This window comes from Roseomonas sp. CECT 9278, from assembly GCF_918698155.1.
Taxonomy (GTDB): Bacteria; Pseudomonadota; Alphaproteobacteria; order Acetobacterales; family Acetobacteraceae; genus Neoroseomonas.
On the sequence record NZ_CAKKLX010000006.1, the window covers coordinates 1 to 23021 of the forward strand.

The 23021-nt window shown below is 70.7% G+C and carries 25 protein-coding genes and 1 pseudogene; 13 read left to right on the plus strand and 13 right to left on the minus strand.

The genetic code is table 11. The features are described 5' to 3' along the window. From LQ222_RS05540 to LQ222_RS05550, 3 genes are all read right to left on the minus strand, one after another. Positions 1 to 943, minus strand: a 943-nt coding sequence (locus LQ222_RS05540; RefSeq protein ID WP_230165029.1) for a helix-turn-helix domain-containing protein, incomplete at its 3' end; no start/stop codon positions are given. 78 nt (positions 944 to 1021) lie between these two features. Beyond that, complete coding sequence (locus tag LQ222_RS05545; protein WP_230165230.1) at positions 1022 to 2014, minus strand: nitronate monooxygenase family protein; 993 nt, start codon at positions 2012 to 2014, stop codon at positions 1022 to 1024. A 44-nt stretch (positions 2015 to 2058) separates the two neighbouring features. After that, on the minus strand, positions 2059 to 3282 hold the full coding sequence (locus LQ222_RS05550; RefSeq protein ID WP_230165030.1) for an aspartate kinase: 1224 nt from the start codon (positions 3280 to 3282) through the stop codon (positions 2059 to 2061). 130 nt (positions 3283 to 3412) lie between these two features. Here LQ222_RS05550 and ubiG point away from each other — a divergent pair, with 130 nt between their 5' ends. Further along, positions 3413 to 4144: a bifunctional 2-polyprenyl-6-hydroxyphenol methylase/3-demethylubiquinol 3-O-methyltransferase UbiG gene (ubiG, locus tag LQ222_RS05555; RefSeq protein ID WP_230165031.1), complete on the plus strand. Its 732-nt coding sequence runs from the start codon at positions 3413 to 3415 to the stop codon at positions 4142 to 4144. A 9-nt stretch (positions 4145 to 4153) separates the two neighbouring features. Here ubiG and LQ222_RS05560 read toward each other — a convergent pair whose 3' ends face one another. From LQ222_RS05560 to LQ222_RS05575, 4 genes are all read right to left on the minus strand, one after another. Further along, the gene (locus LQ222_RS05560; RefSeq protein WP_230165032.1) at positions 4154 to 4657 is read right to left on the minus strand and encodes a DUF1178 family protein; all 504 of its coding nucleotides are present in this window, start codon (positions 4655 to 4657) and stop codon (positions 4154 to 4156) included. Positions 4658 to 4744: 87 nt separating this feature from the next. After that, a complete protein-coding gene (gene grxC, locus LQ222_RS05565; protein WP_230165033.1) occupies positions 4745 to 5002 on the minus strand; it encodes a glutaredoxin 3 in 258 nt (85 codons plus the stop codon). Positions 5003 to 5051: 49 nt separating this feature from the next. Next, positions 5052 to 5828, minus strand: coding sequence for a ComF family protein (locus LQ222_RS05570; protein WP_230165034.1), 777 nt, complete (start codon positions 5826 to 5828; stop codon positions 5052 to 5054). A 7-nt stretch (positions 5829 to 5835) separates the two neighbouring features. Then, on the minus strand, positions 5836 to 7425 hold the full coding sequence (locus tag LQ222_RS05575) for a rhodanese-like domain-containing protein (protein WP_230165035.1): 1590 nt from the start codon (positions 7423 to 7425) through the stop codon (positions 5836 to 5838). A 111-nt stretch (positions 7426 to 7536) separates the two neighbouring features. Between LQ222_RS05575 and LQ222_RS05580 the strand changes: the two genes are divergently transcribed. The 4 genes from LQ222_RS05580 to LQ222_RS05595 all read left to right on the plus strand — a co-directional run bounded on the left by LQ222_RS05580 (position 7537) and on the right by LQ222_RS05595 (position 11292). Beyond that, positions 7537 to 8424 carry a methyltransferase domain-containing protein gene (locus LQ222_RS05580; RefSeq protein ID WP_230165036.1) on the plus strand — a complete coding sequence of 296 codons (888 nt, stop codon included), beginning with the start codon at positions 7537 to 7539 and terminating at the stop codon, positions 8422 to 8424. A gap of 130 nt (positions 8425 to 8554) precedes the next feature. Continuing rightward, positions 8555 to 9361 (plus strand): type I methionyl aminopeptidase, encoded by an 807-nt coding sequence (map, locus tag LQ222_RS05585; RefSeq protein WP_230165037.1) that lies wholly within the window; start codon positions 8555 to 8557, stop codon positions 9359 to 9361. Positions 9362 to 9435: 74 nt separating this feature from the next. Next, complete coding sequence (radC, locus tag LQ222_RS05590; RefSeq protein WP_374202154.1) at positions 9436 to 10176, plus strand: RadC family protein; 741 nt, start codon at positions 9436 to 9438, stop codon at positions 10174 to 10176. 75 nt (positions 10177 to 10251) lie between these two features. Beyond that, positions 10252 to 11292 carry a S1C family serine protease gene (locus LQ222_RS05595; protein ID WP_230165038.1) on the plus strand — a complete coding sequence of 347 codons (1041 nt, stop codon included), beginning with the start codon at positions 10252 to 10254 and terminating at the stop codon, positions 11290 to 11292. A 161-nt stretch (positions 11293 to 11453) separates the two neighbouring features. Here LQ222_RS05595 and LQ222_RS05600 read toward each other — a convergent pair whose 3' ends face one another. Together LQ222_RS05600 and LQ222_RS05605 are read right to left on the minus strand one after the other, a co-directional pair. Continuing rightward, positions 11454 to 12041, minus strand: a complete 588-nt coding sequence (locus LQ222_RS05600; protein WP_230165039.1) for a hypothetical protein — start codon at positions 12039 to 12041, stop codon at positions 11454 to 11456. 22 nt (positions 12042 to 12063) lie between these two features. Continuing rightward, a complete protein-coding gene (locus LQ222_RS05605) occupies positions 12064 to 12882 on the minus strand; it encodes a TerC family protein (protein ID WP_374202155.1) in 819 nt (272 codons plus the stop codon). Positions 12883 to 13043: 161 nt separating this feature from the next. Here LQ222_RS05605 and purB point away from each other — a divergent pair, with 161 nt between their 5' ends. Both purB and LQ222_RS05615 read left to right on the plus strand, forming a co-directional pair. Continuing rightward, positions 13044 to 14381, plus strand: a complete 1338-nt coding sequence (gene purB, locus LQ222_RS05610) for an adenylosuccinate lyase (RefSeq protein ID WP_230165040.1) — start codon at positions 13044 to 13046, stop codon at positions 14379 to 14381. Between the two features lie 481 nt (positions 14382 to 14862). Continuing rightward, complete coding sequence (locus LQ222_RS05615; RefSeq protein ID WP_230165041.1) at positions 14863 to 15159, plus strand: hypothetical protein; 297 nt, start codon at positions 14863 to 14865, stop codon at positions 15157 to 15159. Between the two features lie 104 nt (positions 15160 to 15263). Here LQ222_RS05615 and LQ222_RS05620 read toward each other — a convergent pair whose 3' ends face one another. After that, positions 15264 to 16763 (minus strand): amidohydrolase family protein, encoded by a 1500-nt coding sequence (locus LQ222_RS05620; RefSeq protein ID WP_230165042.1) that lies wholly within the window; start codon positions 16761 to 16763, stop codon positions 15264 to 15266. 357 nt (positions 16764 to 17120) lie between these two features. On the opposite strand from LQ222_RS05620, the gene LQ222_RS05625 reads away from it, so the two are divergent. The 5 genes from LQ222_RS05625 (at position 17121) to purQ (ending at position 19938) form a co-directional block, all read left to right on the plus strand. Continuing rightward, the gene (locus LQ222_RS05625) at positions 17121 to 17873 is read left to right on the plus strand and encodes an NRDE family protein (protein ID WP_230165043.1); all 753 of its coding nucleotides are present in this window, start codon (positions 17121 to 17123) and stop codon (positions 17871 to 17873) included. Positions 17874 to 17991: 118 nt separating this feature from the next. After that, positions 17992 to 18756, plus strand: coding sequence for a phosphoribosylaminoimidazolesuccinocarboxamide synthase (purC, locus tag LQ222_RS05630; RefSeq protein WP_230165044.1), 765 nt, complete (start codon positions 17992 to 17994; stop codon positions 18754 to 18756). Next, the gene (gene purS / locus LQ222_RS05635) at positions 18753 to 18992 is read left to right on the plus strand and encodes a phosphoribosylformylglycinamidine synthase subunit PurS (RefSeq protein ID WP_230165045.1); all 240 of its coding nucleotides are present in this window, start codon (positions 18753 to 18755) and stop codon (positions 18990 to 18992) included. The genes purC and purS overlap by 4 nt, the downstream gene beginning before the upstream one ends. A 1-nt stretch (position 18993) precedes the next feature. Next, positions 18994 to 19224 (plus strand): hypothetical protein, encoded by a 231-nt coding sequence (locus LQ222_RS05640; protein WP_230165046.1) that lies wholly within the window; start codon positions 18994 to 18996, stop codon positions 19222 to 19224. Positions 19225 to 19242: 18 nt separating this feature from the next. Next, entirely contained in the window at positions 19243 to 19938 is a 696-nt protein-coding gene (gene purQ / locus LQ222_RS05645) for a phosphoribosylformylglycinamidine synthase subunit PurQ (RefSeq protein ID WP_230165047.1), read from the plus strand. A 7-nt stretch (positions 19939 to 19945) separates the two neighbouring features. Here the strand turns inward: purQ and LQ222_RS05650 are convergent, their stop codons facing one another. Continuing rightward, positions 19946 to 20503: a hypothetical protein gene (locus tag LQ222_RS05650; protein ID WP_230165049.1), complete on the minus strand. Its 558-nt coding sequence runs from the start codon at positions 20501 to 20503 to the stop codon at positions 19946 to 19948. 422 nt (positions 20504 to 20925) lie between these two features. Here LQ222_RS05650 and LQ222_RS05655 point away from each other — a divergent pair, with 422 nt between their 5' ends. Beyond that, positions 20926 to 22206, plus strand: a complete 1281-nt coding sequence (locus LQ222_RS05655) for an MFS transporter (RefSeq protein ID WP_230165051.1) — start codon at positions 20926 to 20928, stop codon at positions 22204 to 22206. 81 nt (positions 22207 to 22287) lie between these two features. Here LQ222_RS05655 and LQ222_RS26340 read toward each other — a convergent pair. Together LQ222_RS26340 and LQ222_RS05660 are read right to left on the minus strand one after the other, a co-directional pair. Further along, a pseudogene (locus LQ222_RS26340) lies at positions 22288 to 22518 on the minus strand (type II toxin-antitoxin system RelE/ParE family toxin); the annotation flags it as partial. A 62-nt stretch (positions 22519 to 22580) separates the two neighbouring features. Further along, positions 22581 to 22826, minus strand: a complete 246-nt coding sequence (locus tag LQ222_RS05660; RefSeq protein ID WP_230165052.1) for a type II toxin-antitoxin system ParD family antitoxin — start codon at positions 22824 to 22826, stop codon at positions 22581 to 22583. Positions 22827 to 23021: the final 195 nt, after the last annotated feature.

The window sequence follows — 23021 nt, forward strand, 5'->3', positions numbered from 1 at the left end:
GGGCGGCGGCGGGCGGTGCCGCTGCGGCGGGCGCGGCGGGGCGCGCAGGCGCCTCGGGGCCGCCGGCAGCGCGCAGGCGCTCGACTTCCAGCGCGATGCCGCGACGCACCCCGGTCGCGCCGGCCAGCGCCGCGGTGACCTGGCCGTCCAGCAGGACATCGAGATTCTCGGCCTTGCCGGTGGTCAGCACCAGGCCATCGCGGCTGGGCACCGGCAGGCTTTCCCCGGTCCGCAGCACCCGGTCGGTCAGCACGGAATTGGCCCGCGTGTCGCGGATCTGGATCCAGGCTTCGCCGCGCGCGCGCAGCATCACCCGCGGGCCGTCGGGCACTGGCGCCGCTACGGGCGCCGCCGGGGCGGGCGGCGCCGCTGCCGGGACCGACGCGCCGGGATTGCCCGCCGCGGCCGCCTGGGTGGGGGCCGGGGCTGGCCCAACCGCCTGCCCGGTCGCGGGGTCGCGCATCCGCTGGCCGTCCTGCGCCGCCTGGTCCAGCCGCGAGGGGACCGGGGGCACCGCATCGACCACGCGGTTGCCGGAGCCGCTCCAATTGTACCAGGCGACATAGGCGCCGAGTGCGACCACCACGCCCACGGCCACCAGCACGCCCGCCGGCATCCCGCGCGACAGCACGGGCTCCGGGAAGACCAGCTCGCCATTCTTCGTGGTGGCGCCGCCGGTCACGTCGCGGAAGCGGCGCACCGCCTCGTCGGCATCGAGGCCGAGGGCGGTCGCGTAGGACCGCACGAAGCCCACGGCATAGGCCGGGCCCGGCAGGTCCTTGATGCGCCCTTCCTCGAGCGCATGGATGTAGCGGCGATTGATCCGCAGCCGCTCGGCCATGTCCTCGACCGAGGCGCCAAGGGTCAGGCGGGATTCGCGCAGGTCCTCGCCCACGCGGGCGGCCTCGGCGGCGGTGATGTCGGGGCGGGTGGGGCGCTTCATGGTGGTCCGGGTTCGACGGCGGCTTCTAGCCCCGCCGCGACGCTCCCGCAAACTCCTATCGCGTGGGGGATCGCGGGATCAGGCGGCGCTGCGGCCGCGCGCCATGAGCGCCGCGACGGCCTGGTCGATCAGTTCGGCGATGATCTCGGCCGCGGGCTGTTCCTTGGTGACCATGCCGACCGACTGGCCCGCCATCAGCGACCCGTTCTCGACATCGCCGTCGATCACCGCGCGGCGCAGGGCGCCGGCCCAGAAATGCTCGATGTCGAGCTGCGCGGCGTCCTTCTCGACCTCGCCCGCCTTGAACCGGCGGATCGTCTCGGCCTGGAATTCCAGGAACCGCCGGGTCCCGCCATTCTGCAGGGCGCGCACGGGAATCACCGGGAACGCATCGTCGAGCTGCACGGTGGGCATGGCATCGCGCGCGTTGCCGCGGATGAAGGCGTTCTTGAAGGCGGGATGGGCGATCGATTCGGTGGCGCAGACGAAGCGCGTGCCGAGCTGCACGCCCGCCGCGCCCATCTCGAGGTAGGACAGGATCGCCTCCCCGCGCCCGATCCCGCCGGCGACGAAGACCGGGACCTCGGTGATGTGCGGCAGGATCTCCTGCGCCAGCACGTTGAGCGAGACCGGGCCGATATGCCCGCCGGCCTCGGACCCCTCGATCACCAGGGCGTCGGCGCCGGAACGGATCATCCGCTTGGCCAGCACCAGGGCGGGCGCGAAGCAGACCACCCTGGCCCCGCCCTCCTTGGCCTTCTTGATGGCCGACCCGGGCGGGATGCCGCCGGCGAAGACGATGTGGCCGACCTTCGCCTGCAGGCAGACATCGACCAGCTGGTCCAGCCGCGGATGCATGGTGATCAGGTTCACGCCGAAGGGGCGCGCGGTCAGCGCCTTGGTGCCGGCGATCTCCTCAGCGAGGCGCGGCGGCTCCATCGCCCCGCAGGCGATCACGCCGAAGGCCCCCGCATTGGACAGCGCCGCCACCAGGTGGCGTTCGCTCACCCAGGACATCGCGCCGCCCATCATGGCGACCTCGCTGCCGAAGAAGGCCGCGCCGCGCGCCATCAGCGCGGCGAGCCGCGCCTGCGCCTGGCCCCGGTCAAGCGTGCTCACGCCGGCGCATCCAGCCCATAGGCCGTGTGCAGGGCGCGCACGGCGAGTTCGGTATAGTCGGCCGCGACCAGCACGCTGACCTTGATCTCGCTGGTCGAGATCACCTGGATGTTGATGCCCTTCTCGGCCAGCGCCTTGAACATGGTGTTGGCCACGCCGGCATGGCTGCGCATGCCGATGCCCACGACGCTGATCTTGGCGACATCCGGGTCGGCCAGCACCGCCTCGTAGCCGATGTCGCCTTGCGCCTTGGCCAGCGCATCCTGGGCGCGCGCCAGGTCCGCCTTGCCGACCGTGAAGGTCATGTCGGTGGTGCCGTCGGCGCCGATGTTCTGGACGATCATGTCCACGTTCACGTTCGACTTGGCCATCAGGCCGAAGACGCGCGCCGCCACGCCGGGCCGGTCCGGCACGCGGCGCAGCGTCACCTTGGCGTCGTCGCGCGAATACGCGATGCCGGAAACCACGGGCTGTTCCACGATCTCGTCCTCATCCACCACGAGCGAACCGGGCTTGTCCTCGAAGCTCGACACAACCTGGACCCGGACGCCCAGCTTCATCGCCAACTCGACCGAACGGGTCTGCAGCACCTTGGCCCCGACCGAGGCGAGTTCGAGCATTTCCTCGAAGGAGATGCGTTCGAGCTTGCGCGCCCGCGGCACGATGCGCGGGTCGGTCGTGTAGATACCGTCCACGTCCGTGTAGATATCGCAGCGATCGGCCTTGATCGCCGCCGCGACCGCCACGGCCGACAGGTCGGACCCGCCGCGGCCCAGCGTGGTGATCCGGTTCCGCAGCAGGTCGATCCCCTGGAAGCCCGCGATCACCGGCACCTGGCCGGCCTCCATGCGCTCGATCAGCAGCGCGCCGTCGATGTTCTCGACCCGCGCCTTGCCGTGCGCCTGGTCGGTCACGATCGGCACCTGCCAGCCCTGCCAGGACCGCGCCTCCACCCCGATGGTCTGCAACGCGATGGCGGTCAGGCCCGTGGTCACCTGCTCGCCCGTCGCAACAACGGTGTCGTATTCGCGCGCGTCATGCAGCGGCGAGAGATCCTGGCACCATTTCACCAGCTGGTTGGTCACGCCGGACATGGCCGAGACCACGACGGCCACCTGGTGGCCGGCATCGACCTCCCGCTTCACGCGGGCGGCGACGTTGCGGATGCGGTCGAGATCGGCGACGGATGTGCCGCCGAACTTCATCACGATACGGGCCATCGGCGGTCTGCGGGTCCTGGGGCCGGGCGGAAATGCTGCACGCCGGCGGTTGCGCCGGGCGGCGGGGCGGGACAGATACCCATCGCCCGGGTGCCACGCAACCCGGCCGGAAGCGAAAGGGACCCCGAACATGCCGACTGCCGGCACAAGGATCGGCGCCGAGGTCGCCAAGTTCGACGCCCTGGCCGCGCGCTGGTGGGACCCGAACGGGCCGATGAAGCCGCTGCACAGGATGAACCCGCTGCGGACCGGCTGGATCGCCGAGCGCATCGCCCGCCTGCATGGCCGCGACCCTGCGGCGCCCGACGCCCTGGCCGGGCTCAGCCTGCTTGATGTGGGCTGCGGCGCCGGGCTGGCATCGGAGGCTTTGGCCCGGCGCGGCGCCCGCGTGACCGGCCTCGATGCGGCCGGGGAGGCGCTGGAGGCCGCGCGCGCCCATGCAAGCGCGCAGGGCCTCGACATCGACTACCGGGAAGGCCTGCCCGAGGACCTGCCGGACCACGAGACCTTCGACGCCGTGATCGCCCTTGAAGTGATCGAGCATGTCGCCGACCGCGCCGCGTTCCTGGCGGCCCTGGCGCGCGCGGCGAAGCGCGGCGCGCCGGTCTTCCTGTCCACCCTGAACCGCACGCCGCGCGCCTTCCTGATGGCCAAGCTGGGCGCCGAATACCTGCTGCGGCTGCTGCCCGTGGGCACGCATGACTGGCGGATGTTCGTCACCCCCGGCGAACTCGGGGCCGGCCTGCGGCAGGTGGGGCTGGGCGTCGCCGATATCACCGGCATGGCGATGGACCCGCTGACCGGGCGCTGGCGCGCGACGCGCGACGTGGGGATCAACTACCTGGTGATGGCGCGGGGCTGACCGCGGCGCTCAGGCGTCGGCGGGCGGCACCCAGGGGATGCGCGCGACCTCGATGCCGTCCTCGCGCAGCGCCTCGGCCTCGGCCTCGCTGGCTTCGCCGAAGATGCCACGGCGCTCGGTCTCGCCGCGCTCCATGCGGCGCGCCTCCTCGGCGAAATCGGCACCGACGTAGTCGCAATTGCGCTCCACCTCGGCGCGGAGCTTCTGCAGCATGGCACGGACCTGGGCAGGCATGGGCCCGGCCGTGGCGGCGGGTGCCTCGCTCGGCGGTTCGGGCGCGGGAGCTGGCACGGGCACGGGGGGCGGCGCTGCCTCGATCGCATTGCGCGCCGGGCGTCCCTTCTTCGGGATCGCCGGGGCCATCAGGGCGCGCGAGACCTGCGTCCCACCGCAGACCGGGCAGTCCAGCAGGCTGGCCTTGGCGAGCGTCTCGAAGGCGGCGCTGTCGCGATACCAGCCGTCGAACGCATGCTCCTCGGCGGTGCTGGTGCAGCGAAGCTGGTAGTGGATCATTTGCCCATCATCCCTGGCGTCGCGGCGAGTCCGGCGCGCCGTCCCGGCTGATTTGGCACTCCCGGACCGAGAGTGCCAGAGGCGCTCTCAAACCCCGAGCATGGCGTCGAGCCGACCTGCGCGATCCAGAGCCTGCAGATCGTCGGACCCGCCGACGGCCTGGCCGTCGATGAAGACCTGCGGGACGGTGGTGCGCCCGCCCGACCGTGCGGTCGCCTGCCGGCGCGCCTCGGACCCGTTGGGGGCGAAGATTTCCTCGAATGCGACACCCTTGCTCTCGAGCAACGCCTTGGCGCGCGAGCAGTAGGGGCAGAAGTCGGTGGTGAAAATCTCGATCTTGGCCATGGCTGTGAAAGTGGCATGACACCGGCACCGGTCAAGCCGGGGCGGTGCCCTAAGCGTCGCGCAGCCGTGGATCCGGCACGCGGGCCGCGGCCAGGACCTCGACCGCGGCGGCCCCGGCATCGAGCAGCACGCGCGCGCAGGCCTCGGCCGTGGCGCCGGAGGTCAGCACGTCGTCGACCAGCAGCACATGCCGCCCCGCGACGGCCCGCTCGCCCTGGCGCGACAGCGCGAAGGCGCCCTCGACGGTGACCGCGCGCTCCGCCGCACCCTTGTCCGCCAATGGCGGGGTGCGCCGGCGCCGGCGCAGCAAGTCGGGCGCGACCGGACGCCCGGCGATGCTGCCGACCGCGCGCGCCAGCAGCGCTGCCTGGTCGTAGCGCCGCCCCAGCAGTCGGCGCCAATGGGCCGGCACCGGCACGATCAGGTCGGCCCGCGCCAGCAGCTCCGCCCCGGCGCGCGCCATCTGCCGCGCCAGCGGCAACGCGAGGTCGGTCCGGTCGGCGTGCTTGAACGGCAGGATCAGGCGCTTCGCCCCGGCATCGTAGCGCAGCGCCGCCCGCGCGGTGAGGAAAGCCGGCGCGCGATGCTCGCAGCGTGGGCACAGCGCGTCGCTCACCTGCCCGCCATGGGCGAATGGCACGCCGCAGCGTGCGCAGAAAGGCGGCGTGATCGGCGACAGCCCCGAAAAGCAGGTGGCGCAGAGCGTGCCCTGCGCCGCCACCTCCCCCTCGCAGGCCAGGCACCGCGGCGGCAGCAGCGCATCGAGCAGCCGCGCCGAGGCCTGGCGCAACCCACCCTGCAGCCGGCGCAGCGCGGGGGCCGCCATGCCCCTGTCAGACCCAGGCGCCGAAGGGCGCGTCGCCGTCCTTCTCGACCTCGTGCACCAGGTCGATCTCCCAGGACAGGTAGGCGTGCATCGCTTCCTCGACGCCGTCGTTGCGGTCATACGGGCGCAGGTAGAAATCGACGCAATCGGCATCGGCCGGGTCGCGCCGGTCGGCCGCCAGCGGGAAGCCGGCGTCCTTCCAGGCCCGCGTGCCGCCCGCCAGGATCTTCACCGGGGCGCGCGCGAAGCAACGCAATTCCTCGGCCGCCAGGCGCGCCTGCGCCTCCTCCGGCGCCGCCACCACGATCTGCCGGTCCCCGGCCAGGCGCGGCGCCAAACGATCGAGCCGCGTGCGGATGCCCCAGATCGCGCCCGGCACGTGCCCGTCGCGGAAGTCGACCGACCGGGCAAGGTCGATCACCTGCGCCGCGCCCTCGGCGGCCAGCACCGCCAGTTCCGCCGGGCTGACATGCGGCACCTGGATCGCCTTGGCCTCCGGGCAGTCGGGCGCCCAGATGCCTTCCTCGCGCCGGCCCGACAGGCCGTCGGTCAGCACCACGACCTCCCAGCCGCCCAACTGGCGCAGCCAGCCGCCGGTCATGCGGGCCCGCACGCCGGTGTCGTCCACCAGCACGATGCGCGCGCCGCGCACCGCGACCCATTGGTCGGTCGCCTGCACCAGTTGCCCGCCGGGGGCGGAGCGACTGCCGATCATGTGGCCGGACGCGAATTCCGCCGGGTCGCGCACATCCAGCAGATAGGTGGTGCGCGATGCATCGCCGCGCATCGTCTCGAATTCTGCGCGCGTGGCGAAGGTCACGCCGTGCTTCCGCGCGAAGCGGTCGGCGCGGGCGAAGGCGTCCTCCAAGCGGAGCGGGTTGCGCTCCGGGTAACGGTCGGTGCGGCCGCGGTCGCAGGTGAAGCCCGCCAGTTCCCAGCCCATCGTGCCGTTGCGAAGCGCCACGACCTTGTTCGGCACCCCCGCGCTGCGCAGCGATTCCGCGCCCAGGATCGACCGGGTGCGCCCGGCGCAATTCACCACGATGGTGGTCTCCGGCCGCGTCACGAATTCGCCGATGCGATAGACCAGTTCGCCGCCCGGCACGTTCACCGCGGTGGGAATGGTCATGCGGCGGAATTCGTCGATCGGGCGGCTGTCGAGCACCACCATGTCGAGCCCGCTGTCCATCATCGCCTTGAGTTCGGCGGGATCGACCGAGGGCGTCTCGTAGTGGTGCTCCACCCATTCGCCGAAGGCCTTGGAGGGCACGTTCACGCCCGAGAACACGACATACCCCGCCGCCGCCCAGGCCGGCGTGCCGCCCGCGAGCACCGCGACATCGGTGCAGCCGATGCCTTCGAGGTACGCCGCGAGCCGCGCCGCATACCCCTGCCCGCCATCGACGCAGACCACCGGCGTCGCGCGGCGCGGCAGCAACGCGCGGGCGCGGAATTCCATCTTCGACAGCGGGCAAGGGATCGCCCAGAACAGATGGGACTGGCCGAATTCCCCTTCTTCCCGCGCATCCAGGATGGCGAGTTCGCCCCCGTCCGCGATCCGCCGCTTCAGCGTGGCGGCGTCAATCTGCTTCGCCATGGCGTTCCTGTTCCCATGTTCGTCCGTGCCGGCGGACGGTAGTCCGGTTCGCACGCCGCGCCAAAGTGGCGCCGCTTGCCGCGGTGCCCGGCCGGGCGCATCTGACGCCGCATGAATGATCCCGCCCAGGTCTTCGACCGTGGCCTGGTGCGCCGCCGGCGTGACCGCGCGGCCGCCACGACGCACCGTGTCGAACCCATCCTGGCCGAGGCCGCCGACCGGCTGCTCGACCGGCTGGACGACACGACGCGCCGCTTCACCCGCGCGCTCGACATCGGGGGGCGCGGCGTGGTCGCGCCGCGGCTGTCGGCACGCGGCATCCCCTTCGTCGTCTCGGCCGACCTGTCGCCGCGCATGGCGGCGCGGGCCGGCGGCCTCGCGGTCGGCGCCGACGAGGAATGGCTGCCCTTCAGCGAGGGCGCCTTCGACCTGGTGGTCGCCGCGCTCTCGCTGCATTGGGTCAACGACCTGCCCGGCGCGCTGGTGCAGATCCGCCGGGCGCTGGCGCCGGACGGGCTGTTCCTCGCCTCGCTGCCCGGCCTGCCGACCTTGCAGGAGCTGCGTGGCGCCCTGGCTGAGGCCGAGGCCGAGCTTCGCGGCGGTCTGTCGCCGCGGGTCTCGCCCTTCCCGGATCTGCGTGACGGCGCCGGCCTGCTGCAACGCGCCGGATTCGCCCTGCCGGTCGCCGACGCCGAGGACATCGCCCTGCGCTACCGCAGCCCGCTGGCACTGCTGGCCGACCTGCGCGCCGCCGGCGAAGGCAATGCGGTGCTGGCTCGCGACGGGCGCGTCCCGCCGCGGGGGCTGTTCCCGCTCGCTGCCGCGCGCATGGCAGGGGGCCAGGACGGCATGCCGGCGACGCTGCGCCTGATCATGCTGACGGGCTGGGGCCCGTCCGCCACGCAGCCGCGGCCGGCCCGGCCCGGCAGCGCGACCGCGCGGATCGCCGATGCGCTCGGCACGGTCGAGCACCGCGCCGGCGACAAGACCGGGCTTTAGCCCCGGATACCGCAGGCGGGGCGGCCGCCATGATCGCAGCGGGACACGCCCCCCGCCCCGCCGTGCTTGCAACCAGGGGGGGCAACGCGCATCTTCCGCTCTCACCCCACGCCTCGATCCGGACCCGACCATGGAGCAGCAGGGCGGCGAATCTCGCCGCATCATCATCCACCAGCCCGAGGATTTCGTGGGCATGCGCAAGGCCGGTCGGCTGGCCGCCGCCACGCTCGACATGATCGCCGAGCATGTGCGCCCCGGCGTCACCACGGGCGAGCTCGACCGGCTGTGCCACGACTACATGGTCGCGAACGGCGCGGTGCCCGCGACGCTGGGCTATCGGGGCTACACCAAGTCGTCCTGCATCTCGATCAACCATGTCGTCTGCCACGGGATCCCGGGCGAGCGCGTGCTGGCCGATGGCGATATCGTCAACATCGACGTGACCGCCATCCTCGATGGCTGGTTCGGCGACACAAGCCGCATGTTCGTCGCGGGCAGCCCCTCGACCAAGGCGCGGCTGCTGATGGACGTGACCTACGAAGCCATGATGAAGGGCATCGCGGCGATCCGGCCCGGCGCCACGCTGGGCGACATCGGCCACGCGATCCAGGTCTTCGTGGAGCGCAACCGGTTCTCGGTGGTGCGCGACTTCTGCGGGCACGGCATCGGCCGGCAGTTCCACGGCGCGCCGAACATCCTGCATTTCGGCCGCCCGGGCGAAGGCCCGAAGCTGCGCGCCGGCATGTTCTTCACCGTCGAACCCATGGTGAATGCCGGAAGGCCGGAAGTGAAGATCCTCGACGACGGCTGGACCGCCGTGACGCGTGACCGCTCGCTCTCGGCGCAGTTCGAGCACATGATCGGCGTGACGGAGTCAGGGGCCGAGATCTTCACGCTCTCGCCGGACGGATTGCACCGCCCCTACGCGGCCGGGTGAAACGCCCCTTCAACTTCCGGTAGATTTTCGCTAGCCTCCGTCGCGCCCGGCGCCCCTCGCCGGCAGCGAGGCGCATGCGCAGGAAACCCGGACTCGCCGAGGCCATGCCCGGCCTGCTGAGCATGATCGAGCCGCCCGGGGAAGCGCCCGGGCATCTCGGCCATCGGGCGCGGATGCGCGAGAAGCTGCTCGGCGCCGGGCCGGAGGCGCTGCTCGACCACGAATTGCTCGAGATGGTGCTGTTCCTCGCCTTGCCGCGGCGGGACACCAAGCCGATCGCCCGCGCGCTGTTGGCCCGCTTCGGGTCCTTCGCCAATGCCATCGCCGCGCCGCTGCAGGAATTGCGCGAGGTGGAGGGCCTTGGCGAAGCCGGCGCCGCCGCCCTGCGAACCGTGCAGGCCGCCGCCCTGCGCCTGGCGCGCGCCGAGGTGATGGACCAGCCGGTCTTGAACAACTGGGACCGGCTGATGTCCTACCTGACCGTCGCGCTGACGCGCGAAAGGGTCGAACAGTTCCGCGTCCTGTTCCTCGACACCCGCAACCGCCTGATCGCCGACGAGGCGCAGGCGCGCGGAACGGTCAACCACACGCCGGTCTATCCGCGCGAGGTGGTCAAGCGCGCGCTGGAACTGCAGGCCACGGCGCTGATCCTGGTGCACAACCATCCCTCGGGCGACCCGACGCCGTCGCGCGCCGACCTCGAGATGACGCAGGAGATCAAGGCGGCCGCCGGCAGCCTCGGGATCGTGCTGCATGACCACCTGGTGGTGGGCAATGGGCGGCATCTGTCGTTCCGGCGCGAAGGCCTGCTCTGAATCACTTCGCGCCGCGTGCGCCAGGGCACGCGGCGGGCGTTGACCGCGGGGCGTCCATCCCGGCACCCTCCGCCCATGCGTTCAACGCCCCCCATCCTTGCGCTGGCCACGATCCTCGCCGCGATGCCCGTTGCGGCGCAGAAGCCCGGGCCGGGCGGGGGTGGCTCGCTCGGGAACCTGCCGCAGCCGCCGCTCCAGGCGGTGCCGCCGCGGCCCGCCCCCGGGCCGCAGGTCGCGCTGCCGCGTGACAAGCCGCCGCCGCTTGGCGGCAGTGTGCGCCCGCCCGGCTTCGGCCAGCCCCCCCAAGGCTTTGGCCAGCCCCCACAGGGTTTCGGCCAGCCCCCGCAGGGGCTCGGACCGGCGCCGCAGGGCCGCCCGCCTGGACCGGTCGCCGCGCTGCCGCGCAGCAAGCCGCCGCCGCTCGCTGCCGCCGCCCCCGGCCAGGGCGGCCGCCCGCCCGGACCCGGCGGGACGCCCGGCCAGCCACGCCAGGTCTCGTCGGGCACCGGCTTCGTCGTCGCGCCGCGCCAGATCATGACCAACCAGCACGTGGTCGATGGCTGCACCGCGATGATGGCGCGCCTGCCAGGTGGGCAGGAGATCGCGGCGACGGTGATCGCGGCGGACACCCAGCGCGACCTGGCGCTGCTGCGCACCGATGCCGATGCAGGGCCGGTCCTGCCGTTCCGTCGCGCCGCTGAGATGCGCCGCGGCGAATCGGTGGTGACCTACGGCTTCCCCCTCGCCGGCCTGCTATCCTCAGGCCCGACGCTGACCACGGGCGATGTCTCGGCATTGGCAGGGCTCGGCGACAATGCGCGCCAGATCCAGATCAGCGCACCGGTGCAGCAGGGCAATTCGGGCGGACCGCTGCTGGACCTGCGCGGCCATGTGGTGGGCGTGATCGTGTCGAAGCTCAATGCCCAGCGCATTGCGCAGGCGACCGGCGACATCCCGCAGAATGTCAACTTCGCCGTGAAGCACACGGAGGCGGTGGACTTCATGCGCGAACACGGCGTGCAGCCCCAGCTCGAGGAAACCGGCACGATGCGCACCGCCGCCGAGATCGGCGAAGTGGCGCACGCCTCGACGCTGTTCCTGCGGTGCCTGCGCTGACCGCCTCAACGGCCGCGCATCGTCCGCCCACCCCCGCGAACGCCTTGGCGGCCGCGCGTCGTGCATCCACCCCCGCGACCGCCTCAGCGGTCGCGCGTCGTACATCCACCCCCGCGACCGCCTCAGCGGCCGCGCGTCGTACATCCACCCCCGCGACCGCCTCAGCGGCCGCGCACCGCCAGCAAGGCCCCCGCTGCGAAGGCCGTGGCATCCGCTGACGGCGTCCGGCTGGTCGCCATGGTCACCTGCACCTTGACCACACGCCCCTGCGCGGCGCCCACGCAGACATGGCGCGTTACCGGCGCCCGGCCGAACGCGCCTTCCATCACGGCGCAGCGCAGCCCCGGATCGGCGATGGTAAAGCGTTCCCGTTCGGTCAGCCGCCGCCCGGTGCGGCCCTGCGGCGCCTCGGTGACTTCCATGACGGCGGAGGTCACTTCGCGGTCGATTTCGACCGAGGCCGGATCGGACGGCACCGATCGCCCACCGGTCGCATAGACCTGCACCGTCGCGACCGCCCCCCGGTTCGGCGTGGCGTAGTCGAGCGTCAGGACGTCGTTCGGCCGCTGCGGCACCTCGCCGCGCTGGAAGCCGGCAATCTCGGCCGGCATGCGCGCGGCGATGGCGTCGAGCGCCGGCCGCTGCGTTTCATCCAGCGCCGCGCAGGCACCGATGCCGAGCAGCCCCCCGACGGCCAGGCCGCGCAGGACCGACCGCCGGACGGCACCCCGGGCGGAATTCTCCGCCACGGGCCCGCCCAGGGGCTGCGCGTCAGGCACTCGCGCGCGGCCGCATCGCGTCGCGGATCGCCCCGGCCACCAGCGCGATGACCGCGCTGTACACCACCATCTGCATGAGGGTCGCACCGACCCACAGCCAGACCGAGAAGGCCCCCGCCACGCCCGGCGCCAGGAAGCCCAGCGGCAGGAACAGGTAGGCATAGGCCTCGGGCACCTCGGTCGCGACCTGGTGCGTGCCCTCGTAGATCATCGCGCCGGCCACATACAGGATGACCAGCAGGCCGACCCAGGCGATCCAGCGGTGCTTGTTCAGCAGGTTGGCGATCAGCGTCGCCGCCACGCCCATCAGCACGACCGAGAATGCCAGGCCGATGATGAGGATGTAGGGATGGTCCTTCGCCGCGCCGGCCACCGCCAGCACGTTGTCGAGGCTCATGGAGATGTCGGCGATCAGGATCTGCGTGATCGCCTGGCGCAGGGATTTGCGTGGCGCGCCGGGCGTGGCGTGCCCTTCGAGTGCCGCCGCGCCCTCATGCTGCTCGGTGACGTCGCTGTGGTCGCCATGCCCGTCGCGCAGCTCGCGGTACATCTTCCAGCAGACCCACAGCAGCAGCACACCGCCCGCGAGGACGATGCCGACGATGCTCAGCAGCTGCACGGTGATCGAGGCAAAGGCGATGCGCATCACCGTCGCCGCCACGATGCCCCAGAAGATCGCCTTCTTGCGCTGGTCCGGCGGCAGCCCGGCCGCCGCCATGCCCACCACGATGGCGTTGTCGCCCGCGAGAACGATGTCGATGAACAGCACCATCGCCAGCGGCTGGAGCCATTCGGGCAGCATTTCCAACATGGTCAGGACGTTCCCAGGACGTAGAAAGGCATGAAGCGGGCGGTAGGGTTACCGTTCGTCCACGCGGTGGGCAACCCCGAATGGAATGTTTGGCCCGGCGCTTGCGCCGGGCACGGGCCCGCGCCAAACCCTGCGCCGCACCCTGCCCTCCGGAGCCCGCCATGGTCCCGCGCTATTCCCGCCCGCAGATGGAGGCCATCTGGTCGCCTGCCGAGCGCTATCGGATCTGGTTCCAGATCGAGGCGCTGGCGGCGGAGGCCATGGCCGCGCTCGGGACCATTCCGGCCGATGCGGCACAGGCGATCCGCGACAAGGGCGCCCCGCGCGCCGCCGCGATCGGCGACGCCGAGGTCGCGCGCATCGACGAGATCGAACGCGTCACCCGCCACGATGTCATCGCCTTCCTGACCTTCATGGCCGAGGGAATCGGGGAAAGCGCGCGCTTCATGCACCAGGGCATGACCAGTTCGGACGTGCTCGATACCTGCCTCGCGGTGCAGATGACGCGCGCGGCGGACCTGCTGATCGCCGACCTTGATGCGGTGCTGGCGGCGCTCAAGGCGCGCGCGATCGAGCACCGCATGACACCGACGGTCGGGCGCAGCCACGGCATCCATGCCGAGCCGACCACCTTCGGCCTGAAGCTTGCCGGGCATTACGCGGAATTCGCGCGTGGCCGCGCCAGGCTGGTGGCTGCGCGCGCCGAGGTCGCGACCTGCGCCATCTCCGGCCCGGTCGGCACCTTCGCGAGCGTCGATCCGCGCGTCGAGGCCTTCGTCGCCGAGCGCCTGGGCCTCGCGGTCGAACCCGTCAGCACGCAGGTCATCCCGCGCGACCGCCATGCGGCCTTCTTCTGCGCCCTCGCGCTGGTGGCGAGCGCCGTCGAGCGCCTGGCGACCGAGGTGCGGCACCTGCAGCGCAGCGAGGTGCGCGAGGCCGAGGAATATTTCCACCCCGGCCAGAAGGGGTCCTCCGCCATGCCGCATAAGCGCAACCCGGTGTTGAGCGAGAACCTGACCGGCCTCGCGCGACTGGTGCGCGGCTACGTCACGCCGGCGCTGGAGAATGTGGCGCTGTGGCACGAGCGCGACATCAGCCATTCCAGCGTGGAGCGCGTGATCGCCCCGGATGCGACCATCGCGCTGGACTTCGCGCTGATGCGCCTGGCCGGCATGATGGAGAAGCTGACCATCTACCCGGCGCGCATGCAGGCCAATCTGGATGCGCTGGGCGGCGTGGTGCACAGCCAGAAGGTGCTGCTGGCCCTGACCCAGGCGGGCATGAGCCGCGAAGACGCCTATGCGGCCGTGCAGCGCGCCGCCATGGCGACCTGGCAGGCGCTGGGCAGCGCCGGGGCGCGGGATTTCCGCGCCAACCTGGCAGCGGATGCCGAGGTGACGCGCTGGCTCGATGCCGCGGCCATCGATGCGGCGATGGATGCCGCGCGGGATTTCCGCCACGTGGAGACGGTCTTTGCCCGGGTTTTCGGCGAGGCTTAGAGCAGATCCCGATGGGATGGAATCATCTGGTCGGGTGTAGATGCTCGCAAAACCAATGGCCTAGAGGCGTTGCAGTGAGCCGTGGCGAACGGAAACGTCTGTAGCGACCGTCCGGGACGGCGCGCGCCGGGCGCCTCTCCAGGGCCGGCCGCGGCCCTGATGCCGAAGCGGTTCCTGCGTTCTGCGGACCGGGGCAACCGGCTTGCCGGGGTCGATTCCGCGACTGCCCGGCGCCGATTCCCGGGCTATGGCGGGGCGCAGCCGGCACGCGCGCACCCGCGGCCGCGCCTGCGGCCCGCGCAGCATCGGCGCCGAGGTCCGGGCCTTCGGACCGCCACCGCCCAGACCGCGTGCGGAACCCAATGACCCTGCGCCGCATCGCGGGATAACCCGCCGCGCCGCGTGGCAGCCCTGAGGCGTGATCGCCGTTATTCCGCCGTACCTCCGCGTTAACACATCGGCCATGAGGAGGATCGGGACCATGATCAATCTTCGAATTGTCGGCCTCACCGCGGCCCTGGCTGCGGTCGGCGCGGTGGCGGCACCGTCGATCGCGACCGCTGGCGATGGCTGGCGCGGCCATCACGGCCGCGGCTGGGGTCCACCGCCGCGCGCGTATTACGCGCCGCCCCCGCGCTACTACTACGCACCGCCGCCGCCGCGCGTCTACTACGCACCGCCGCCCCGGGTGTACTACGCACCGCCGCCGCCGGTGTATTACGCGCCGCCGCCCGTGTATTATGGTCCGCCGGGCGTTTCGCTGAACTTTCGGTTCTGATCCTGGGGCATCTCTCGTTCAGATGAAGGCACTGGGCCGGGAGATGCCTGCGAAGCCAAAGCGGCCGGAGGCCTCTTGGAAAGCCAGGGCCGCTGGAAATGCCGTCAGCGCGGTCGGGCGGGTTCGACCGCAGCAGGATCGGCACCGGACGGGCCCGCGCAGATGCCGGCGTTGCGTGGGTCGATGCAGAACGGCTTCTTCGGATCGATCGGATTGAACACGTCCAGCCGATGCGGTTCTACGCCCCAACTTCGGTAGACTGCCTCCAGTCGCCGCCGAGCCTTGTCCCCGGTCCTGAGCCCGAAGAAGCGCGCAGCGTTCCGCCAGGCGAAGTTCTCGCGGCCTACCGGATCCTGCATGATTGGTGCCATCGCGCCGCGCAGCCTGTAGGAATATTCGTCAATGCGCTCCTCGGCGGCAACAACGTTCCAGTCCGAGCCATACATGAGGTACCTGGACGTCTCAGGAATTGCATCGAAGATCTGATGCAGCGTGCCGATACTGCTCCAGTCCGAGCGGTTCAAGACGGACGCAAAATACCCGGTATCTGAGTAGACACGGCCCGGATAGTCCCGCATTAGCGTGGCGATGGTCCACGCCCATTGCGGCCGTAGATTGTACAGCCGGCGTACTGATTCGTAGGCTTGCTCGGGCTCATTCCCTCGTCTAGGTGGGCTTGCCTCTCCTGCAACACCGCCGAAATGCGCCAAGTTTACCCGCAGTTTCGGAAACCGATCGAGTACGGGCCGCCACAGTTCGGGTGCCGCTCGCTGAACAAAGCCTGGTCCTCGGCCTTGCGACGGCGAGCAATGCGCCATGATCGGCACATCTTCATCGTTGCAGTAGGCGTAAAGTTCGAGGAGCGCGTCATCGAGTCGCGCGCCGAAGTTCCGGATCGCGGTCTCCAGGAAATCCACAAACGGCCCAGCGTTGCGGTCGCCATTGCCGAGGGGCCGAAACCCCATCGGCGGGTACACCTTCACCCCGATTGCGCCCTTGTGCGCGACCGCATCGCGCACGACCGCCAGCGCATCCCCGTGGCGGACCTGCCGCGCCGGGTCAAATCCGACCAGAGGATGCACAACGATTCGTGCCCCTGTGCTGCGCGCAAGGCATTTACCGAGCAAGTTCGCTACTTCAATCTGCTTGCTCATCGGACTTGAAAGATATTCTTTGTCCTCCGGAGGAACCAACCACGTATCATAATCAACAAATGATGGCGCAAAGAACTGCGGTCGGAAGTCCGCATTCCCGAATGCTCCAGTCAAAGTGCCCTGCCCGCTACCTGGCTCAACTGCTCCACTTAGGCTGCTCAGCATCGCAAGCCGCGTTCCGAGCATATGCTGGTCAAGGCCGGTCGGCGGAACATTGCCTGCGCGGGTCGGGGCCGACCTGAAGAATTCGGCGTCGAATTCGGTGGGTCGCGAACTCAACCGTTCGAAGTTCGCGATCTCGGCATCGACGTCCATGGCCGATCTGCGCATCAATTCGACGGTCTGCGGGAGGCGGGCGACGATGGCTCTCAGCACCTGGATCCGCCGGCGATCGGATTCCAGCCCCGTCTCGGCATTGGGGATATGGACAGCCTGGAGGAAATGACGCACCGGCACGTCCCGGGCGTTGAAGATGTGGCAGTGGGCGTCAATCCAGCGGCTCGCCGTGCAGGATGTCGGGGGCGCTGGCCGCGCGGTTGTCTGCTGTTCGGCTCCGGTTCGCGTCGTCACGGCGTCGCAGGCCAGGAGGCCTGATGCTGCCGCCACACCGAACACCGACCTGCGTGGGGTCGAAGGCCTCATGATCCGACCGAAGCAACCGATGCACATGACGCGCGCCCCCGCCGACACGATCGTTCATCGTTATGGTATCCGGCTGGCGAGCGATCCTGCTGAAGATAATTCGCCAACAACGCAGCTTTCGGCGCGGCCATTGCGGTGCCTCGCGGTGGCGTCCAGCCTGCGCGCATGTGCACCGTGATCCTCCTGCACCGCCCGGGCCATGCCTGGCCGCTCTTGCTCGCCGCCAATCGCGACGAACGCCTCGATCGCGCCTGGGATCCGCCGCGGGAATGGTGGGCCGATCGGCCCGGCGTGGTCGGCGGGCGGGATCGCAGCGCCGGCGGCACCTGGATGGCCCTGGGCCCGCGCGGTGTCGTGGCTGCCGTCTTGAACCGGCCTGGAAGCCTGGGACCGGCGCCGGGCAAGCGGTCGCGCGGCGACCTGCCGCTGGTCGCCGCCGCCCAGGCCGATGCCGCCGCCGCTGCGCGCCGCATTGCCGCCCTCCCGGGCCAGGATTGGCGCCCGTTCAACATGGTCGTCGCCGATTCGCGGCACGCCTATTTCCTGCGCGGTCTTGGCGCCGGCGCGGTCGAGGTTGAGCAACTGCCGGAGGGTGTCGCGATGGTTACCGCGCATGAGCCGAACGACCAGCACAGCCCCCGCATCCGCCGCCATCTGCCGGCCTTCCGGTCCGCGGCGCCGCCGGACCCGGCACTCGATGACTGGGGGGCCTGGGAGAGGCTGCTTTCGGACGACACGCCAGACCCGGTGGATGGCGCGGCCGCCATGCTCAATATCGCGCCGACCGCGGGCTTCGGGACGGTGTGCTCCAGCCTGGTCGCCATCGATGACCGCGGCCGGGCGGCCTGGCGTTTCTGCGCGGGGCGCCCCGTCCCGGGCGGCTTTGCACCGCTCGTCCTGCCCGCGCCCGTGGCCTGACCGGCGCGCAGCCCAGCCATCATCCGGTCCGTCATGGTCACCCCGGACGTCCGTTGCTATACCCCGCCCGGAGTCCGCCCGGCCCCCCGGCCGCGCGGCGACAAGGAATTTCTTCGCCATGGCGCGTCGCCGACAACTCTATGAGGGCAAGGCCAAGATCCTGTTCGAGGGGCCGGAACCCGGCACTCTCGTGCAGTACTTCAAGGACGATGCCACCGCGGGCAATGGCGCCAAGAAGGGCACGATCACCGGCAAGGGCGTGCTCAACAACCGCATCAGCGAATACCTGATGACCCGGCTGCACGAGATCGGCATCCCGACCCACTTCATCCGCCGCCTGAACATGCGCGAGCAGCTGATCCGCGAGGTCGAGATCATCCCGCTCGAGGTGGTGGTGCGCAACGTCGCGGCGGGTTCGCTTGCCACCCGCCTGGGGATCACCGAAGGCCAGCGCCTGCCGCGGTCGATCATCGAATACTACTACAAGAACGACCAGCTGAACGACCCGATGGTGGCGGAAGAACACATCACCTGCTTCGGCTGGGCCGCGACCCAGGACCTCGATGACATGGTGGCGCTGACGCTGCGCGTGAACGACTTCCTCACCGGCCTGTTCCTCGGCGTCGGCATCACGCTGGTCGATTTCAAGCTGGAATTCGGCCGGCTGTGGGAGAACGAGGAGATGCGCATCGTCCTCGCCGACGAGATCTCCCCCGACAATTGCCGCCTGTGGGACGCCAAGACCGGCGAGAAGATGGACAAGGACCGCTTCCGCCGCGACCTCGGCAAGGTCGAGGAAGGCTACCAGGAAGTGGCGCGCCGCCTCGGCATCCTGCCCGAGGCCGGGCCGCGCGACATGTCCGGTCCGGAGGTGATGCAGTGAAGGCGCGCGTCTATGTGATGCCCAAGGCCGGCGTGCTCGACCCGCAGGGCAAGGCGATCGGCCAGGCGCTGGAAGGCCTGGGCTTCGCCGGCGTGCAGGATGTGCGCGCGGGCAAGGTGATCGAGCTCGACCTGGCCGAGACCGACCCCGCCGCGGCGCGCGCGGCAGCCGAGGAGATGGCGCGCAGGCTGCTGGCGAACACCGTGATCGAATCCTACCGGGTCGAGATCGCCTGACATGATCAAGGCGAGCCTCCTCGCCATGCTCGTGCTGACCGTGCTGATCTCGGTCGGGCTGCGTTGGCGCGAGGACCGCATCGCCACGACCCAGCCGCGCCCGCGCATCAATATCGTCGAACGCGGCAAGCGCACGGTGAACCGCTGGGTGACGGCCGCCGCCATCGCCGCCGTCGCGACCACGCTGTTGCTCGGCGGGCTCAATTGGCTGCGCGTTGCGACCGGCGGCTGAAGGCAGAGGACACTTCCGATGAAGGCCGCGATCATCACCTTCCCCGGCACCAACCGCGAACGCGACATGCGCACCGCGCTGAAGCGCGCGACCGGGCGCGACCCCGCCATGCTGTTCCACCGCGAGGCATTGCCCGCCGGCCTCGACCTGGTGGTCCTGCCGGGCGGCTTTTCCTACGGCGACTACCTGCGCTGCGGCGCCATGGCCGCGCAATCGCCCATCATGCGCGACGTGCGCGACTTCGCCGCACGCGGCGGCCATGTGCTGGGCGTGTGCAACGGCTTCCAGATCCTGATCGAGGCCGGCCTGCTGCCTGGCGGGCTGCTGCGCAACGCGACGCTGCGCTTCCTGTCGATGGATTGCCGCATGCGGGTGGAACGCGCCGGCACGGCGTTCACGTCGCGCTGGCAGAAGGGGGCCACCTTCCGCGCGCCGATGGCCCATGGCGACGGCAACTACTTCGCCGACGACGCGACGCTCGACCGGCTCGAAGGCGAAGGCCTGGTCGCCTTCCGCTACGTCGACGAACGCGGCGAGGCGACCGACGCCGCCAATCGCAACGGCTCGGCGCGCAACATCGCGGGCATCCTTTCCCCCAACCTGCGCGTCTGCGGCCTGATGCCGCATCCCGAGGACCTGGTGGACGAGCTGATGGGCGGCACCGACGGCCTGCCGATGTTCGACAGCCTGGCCGACGCCTTCGCGCACGCCTGACGGGCTGTCAGCCCAGATCCTCCCGCGCGCCCCGGCGCCACACCGCCAGCCCGTCCACGCGGCGTGCGTAGTCGCGCCGGGAAGCCGGCACGCCGATGCGCCGCGCCAGCAGTAGCGCCAGGGCCTCGGCCAACGCGACGTCGTTCATCATCTCGACATGCAGGCCGCGCCAGCCCCGCCGCAACGACAGATCGAACTTGATGAACACGGCATCGCCTTCCGGCGTGCCTGCCAACGGGCTGCCGCCGCGCGGCCGCATCCAGACGCCTCGGCTGACCACGCGCCCGAACGCCGGGAACGGAATGCGCCGGCGCCATGCCAGGCCATACAGGGTGCGGGTGATCACCACCTCCGGCCGATCGGCGCAAACCTCGACCCGTCGCCGGCACAAAATCCACAGGACCACGAGCGCATGGATCGGCACGAGCACCATGAGCGGCTGCCACCACCCCGCCCCGCCATCCCACGCCAGGCCGCCGGCGATGACCACCAGCACGGCCGTCGCGCTGCCGATCGCCACCCACGCGCCCAAGCCGGGCCGTGTATCACCGAATGACAAGGACATGCCGGCCACCCCGGCGGGACCGCCCCGCCGCAGCCGACCCTACATCACCCGGCCGCCATGCGCCGTAAGGCAGGGCAATCTTAACGCCCCGGGGGCGTCGCGGGCAGCTTCGCCCGATCGGCACCTGCGCCACCGCACAGCCGCTTCGATATTGTTCGGATCAAGCGCCAACCGAAGCGATCACCATGGCGCCCCCGAAGGTCCGCGGGATGGCGCGCATGGTCAGTCCTCCGTCGTCGGGCGCATCGCGGAGCGCACCGCCGAGGTTTGCGCACCCGGCGCCGCGCCTGCGCGTTGCCAGCAGGGCACCCATGCGCGCCTGGCGGCGAATTTCCTTGTGCGGATCAGCTTGCAGAATGAAAGCTGAACGCCGCGCACAATCCGCCCTCGCGGTGGCGTGCCCATCCTCAAGGACGCCGGCCATGTTCGCAGCCACCGCCGCCACCTGGTTCGCCCGTCGCGGCATCCACTACGGATGGGTGATGGTGGCCCTCACCTTCCTCGTCTCCGTCTGCACCTCGGCCGCCGTCAGCCTGCCCGGCGTGCTGATCGTGCCGATGACCGAGGAGTTCGGCTGGGGCCGCGGGGCCGTCGCCGGCGCCATGGGCGTCATGTTCTGCCTCTTTGCCGTGATGGCGCCCTTCGCCGGCGCGCTGATGATCCGCCACGGGCTGCGCCGGGTCGTCTCCACCGCCGCCATCATCGCCGTCATCGCCGTCATCGGCCTCACGCAGGTCGCGACACCCTGGCAGGTCTGGGCCTGCCTCGCCCTTCTGGGCGGCGCGGCGGGCATGGTCGCGCTGGTGCTCTCCGCCACCGTGGCCAATCGCTGGTTCGTCGAGCGCCGCGGCCTGGTCATGGGCCTGCTGACCGCCGCCTTCGCCGCCGGGCAGCTCACCTTCCTGCCCGCCGCCGCGGCGCTGGCAGCGAGCCACGGTTGGCGCATGGCGATCCTGCCGGCGATCATCGGCCTGGCCATCTGCGCCACGCTGTATCTGCTGTTCGCACGCGACTGGCCGGCGCAGGTCGGCCTCGCCCCCTATGGCGCCAAGGCGATCGTCCCGCCGCCGGCAGCCTCGGCCAACAATGTCGTCTCGCTCAGCCTGTCGGTGCTGGGGGAATCGCTGCGCAACCGGGTGTTCTGGATCCTGGCCGGGACCTTCTTCATCTGCGGGCTGTCCTCCACCGGCATCGTCAACCAGCACTTCATCCCCTTCTGCGGGGACATGGGCGTATCGGCCGTGGTGGCGGCATCCTTCCTCGCGATGATGGGGGTGTTCAACTTCATCGGCACGGTCTGCTCGGGCTGGCTGTCGGACCGCTTCGACAACCGCATCCTGCTGGCCTGGTACTACGGGCTGCGCGGCCTGGCGCTGATCTGGCTGCCCTTCAGCAGCTTCGACATGCTCTCACTGACCCTCTTCGCGGTATTCTTCGGCCTGGACTACGTGGCAACGGTGCCGCCGACGGTGAAACTCGCGGCGCTGCATTTCGGGCCGGAGAAGGCCGCCATCGTCTTCGGCTGGGCGTTTGCGGCGCACCAGCTGGGCAGCGCGGTCTCGGCAGCGATGGGCGGGGTGTGGCGGGACGTGGCGGGCAGCTACGGGCCGGCCTTCATCACGGTGGGGATGATCAGCGTGAGCGCGGCACTTGCGGTGCTGACGCTGCATGATGCGCGGGGGCGGGCGGTGCGCGCGGCTTGAGGGGTGGCGTCGCAGGGGCGCCGCCCCTGCACCCCGGCACGAAACTCTGTTTCCTGCACCTTCGGGCTTTTGGACTGTTGCTCAGGAGAGGTGGCGGGGCACGTCCATGCGCTGGTGCAGGATGCGGATGATCTCCGGTGCGCCATCCTCGCGACGGAGGAAGTAGAGCGTGTGCGAACCGACCGCGGCCTTCCGGAAGCCGGGCCGCGCATCGCTCGCATCCCGGTCGGGATAGCCGCGCGCGGCGAGCGACCGACAGGCATCCCTGATCGCCGCGACATAGCGTTCCGCCTGCCGCCGCCCCCAATGCTCTTCCGTATAGTCTCAGATCGCTTCGGGATCGGCCTCGGCCGCCGGCGTGAGGAAGAAGCGCGTCACGCGCCGGATGCGCGGCCCTTGCGCACCATGAAGGCGTCGAAATCGAACTCTCGCGCCGGGCCGGAGCGCAGGCCGTCATCGAGCGCATCGCCCAACGCCTGCATCGCCGCCTCGCGTTCTTCCAGCAACCGCAACCCGGCACGGATCACCTCGCTGGCAGAGCCATAGCGGCCGGTCCTCACCTGCCCGTCCACGAAATCGGCCATGTGGTCGCCGAGGGAAATGGATGTGTTGCGCGCCATGCTTCGGACCTCCTGCGGCACGATACCAAAATCCGGTACTCTGCGCATCCTTGCCGACGGCTCGCTATCCGACCGCTTCGACGACCGCGCGCTGCTGGCCAATCACCTTCGGATCGTTGAGCGGCAGCCAACTAAGCCAGCGCGCAAAGGCTATCTATAAGTAAAAAAATGTAAGCCAAGACGCGATCAGAACTT

Coding starts and splice junctions, on each gene's coding strand:
- LQ222_RS05615 (WP_230165041.1), top strand. CDS start 14,863: ATGATCAATCTTCGAATTGTCGGCCTCACCGCGGCCCTGGCTGCGGTC.
- purQ (WP_230165047.1), top strand. CDS start 19,243: ATGAAGGCCGCGATCATCACCTTCCCCGGCACCAACCGCGAACGCGAC.
- LQ222_RS05580 (WP_230165036.1), top strand. CDS start 7,537: ATGAATGATCCCGCCCAGGTCTTCGACCGTGGCCTGGTGCGCCGCCGG.
- LQ222_RS05640 (WP_230165046.1), top strand. CDS start 18,994: ATGATCAAGGCGAGCCTCCTCGCCATGCTCGTGCTGACCGTGCTGATC.
- LQ222_RS05595 (WP_230165038.1), top strand. CDS start 10,252: ATGCGTTCAACGCCCCCCATCCTTGCGCTGGCCACGATCCTCGCCGCG.
- LQ222_RS05660 (WP_230165052.1), bottom strand. CDS start 22,826: ATGGCGCGCAACACATCCATTTCCCTCGGCGACCACATGGCCGATTTC.
- ubiG (WP_230165031.1), top strand. CDS start 3,413: ATGCCGACTGCCGGCACAAGGATCGGCGCCGAGGTCGCCAAGTTCGAC.
- LQ222_RS05570 (WP_230165034.1), bottom strand. CDS start 5,828: ATGGCGGCCCCCGCGCTGCGCCGGCTGCAGGGTGGGTTGCGCCAGGCC.
- LQ222_RS05655 (WP_230165051.1), top strand. CDS start 20,926: ATGTTCGCAGCCACCGCCGCCACCTGGTTCGCCCGTCGCGGCATCCAC.
- LQ222_RS05560 (WP_230165032.1), bottom strand. CDS start 4,657: ATGATCCACTACCAGCTTCGCTGCACCAGCACCGCCGAGGAGCATGCG.
- LQ222_RS05545 (WP_230165230.1), bottom strand. CDS start 2,014: ATGGCGCGCGGCGCGGCCTTCTTCGGCAGCGAGGTCGCCATGATGGGC.
- map (WP_230165037.1), top strand. CDS start 8,555: ATGGAGCAGCAGGGCGGCGAATCTCGCCGCATCATCATCCACCAGCCC.
- LQ222_RS05605 (WP_374202155.1), bottom strand. CDS start 12,882: ATGTTGGAAATGCTGCCCGAATGGCTCCAGCCGCTGGCGATGGTGCTG.
- purC (WP_230165044.1), top strand. CDS start 17,992: ATGGCGCGTCGCCGACAACTCTATGAGGGCAAGGCCAAGATCCTGTTC.
- LQ222_RS05650 (WP_230165049.1), bottom strand. CDS start 20,503: ATGTCCTTGTCATTCGGTGATACACGGCCCGGCTTGGGCGCGTGGGTG.
- LQ222_RS05625 (WP_230165043.1), top strand. CDS start 17,121: ATGTGCACCGTGATCCTCCTGCACCGCCCGGGCCATGCCTGGCCGCTC.
- LQ222_RS05575 (WP_230165035.1), bottom strand. CDS start 7,425: ATGGCGAAGCAGATTGACGCCGCCACGCTGAAGCGGCGGATCGCGGAC.
- grxC (WP_230165033.1), bottom strand. CDS start 5,002: ATGGCCAAGATCGAGATTTTCACCACCGACTTCTGCCCCTACTGCTCG.
- purB (WP_230165040.1), top strand. CDS start 13,044: ATGGTCCCGCGCTATTCCCGCCCGCAGATGGAGGCCATCTGGTCGCCT.
- LQ222_RS05550 (WP_230165030.1), bottom strand. CDS start 3,282: ATGGCCCGTATCGTGATGAAGTTCGGCGGCACATCCGTCGCCGATCTC.
- radC (WP_374202154.1), top strand. CDS start 9,436: ATGCGCAGGAAACCCGGACTCGCCGAGGCCATGCCCGGCCTGCTGAGC.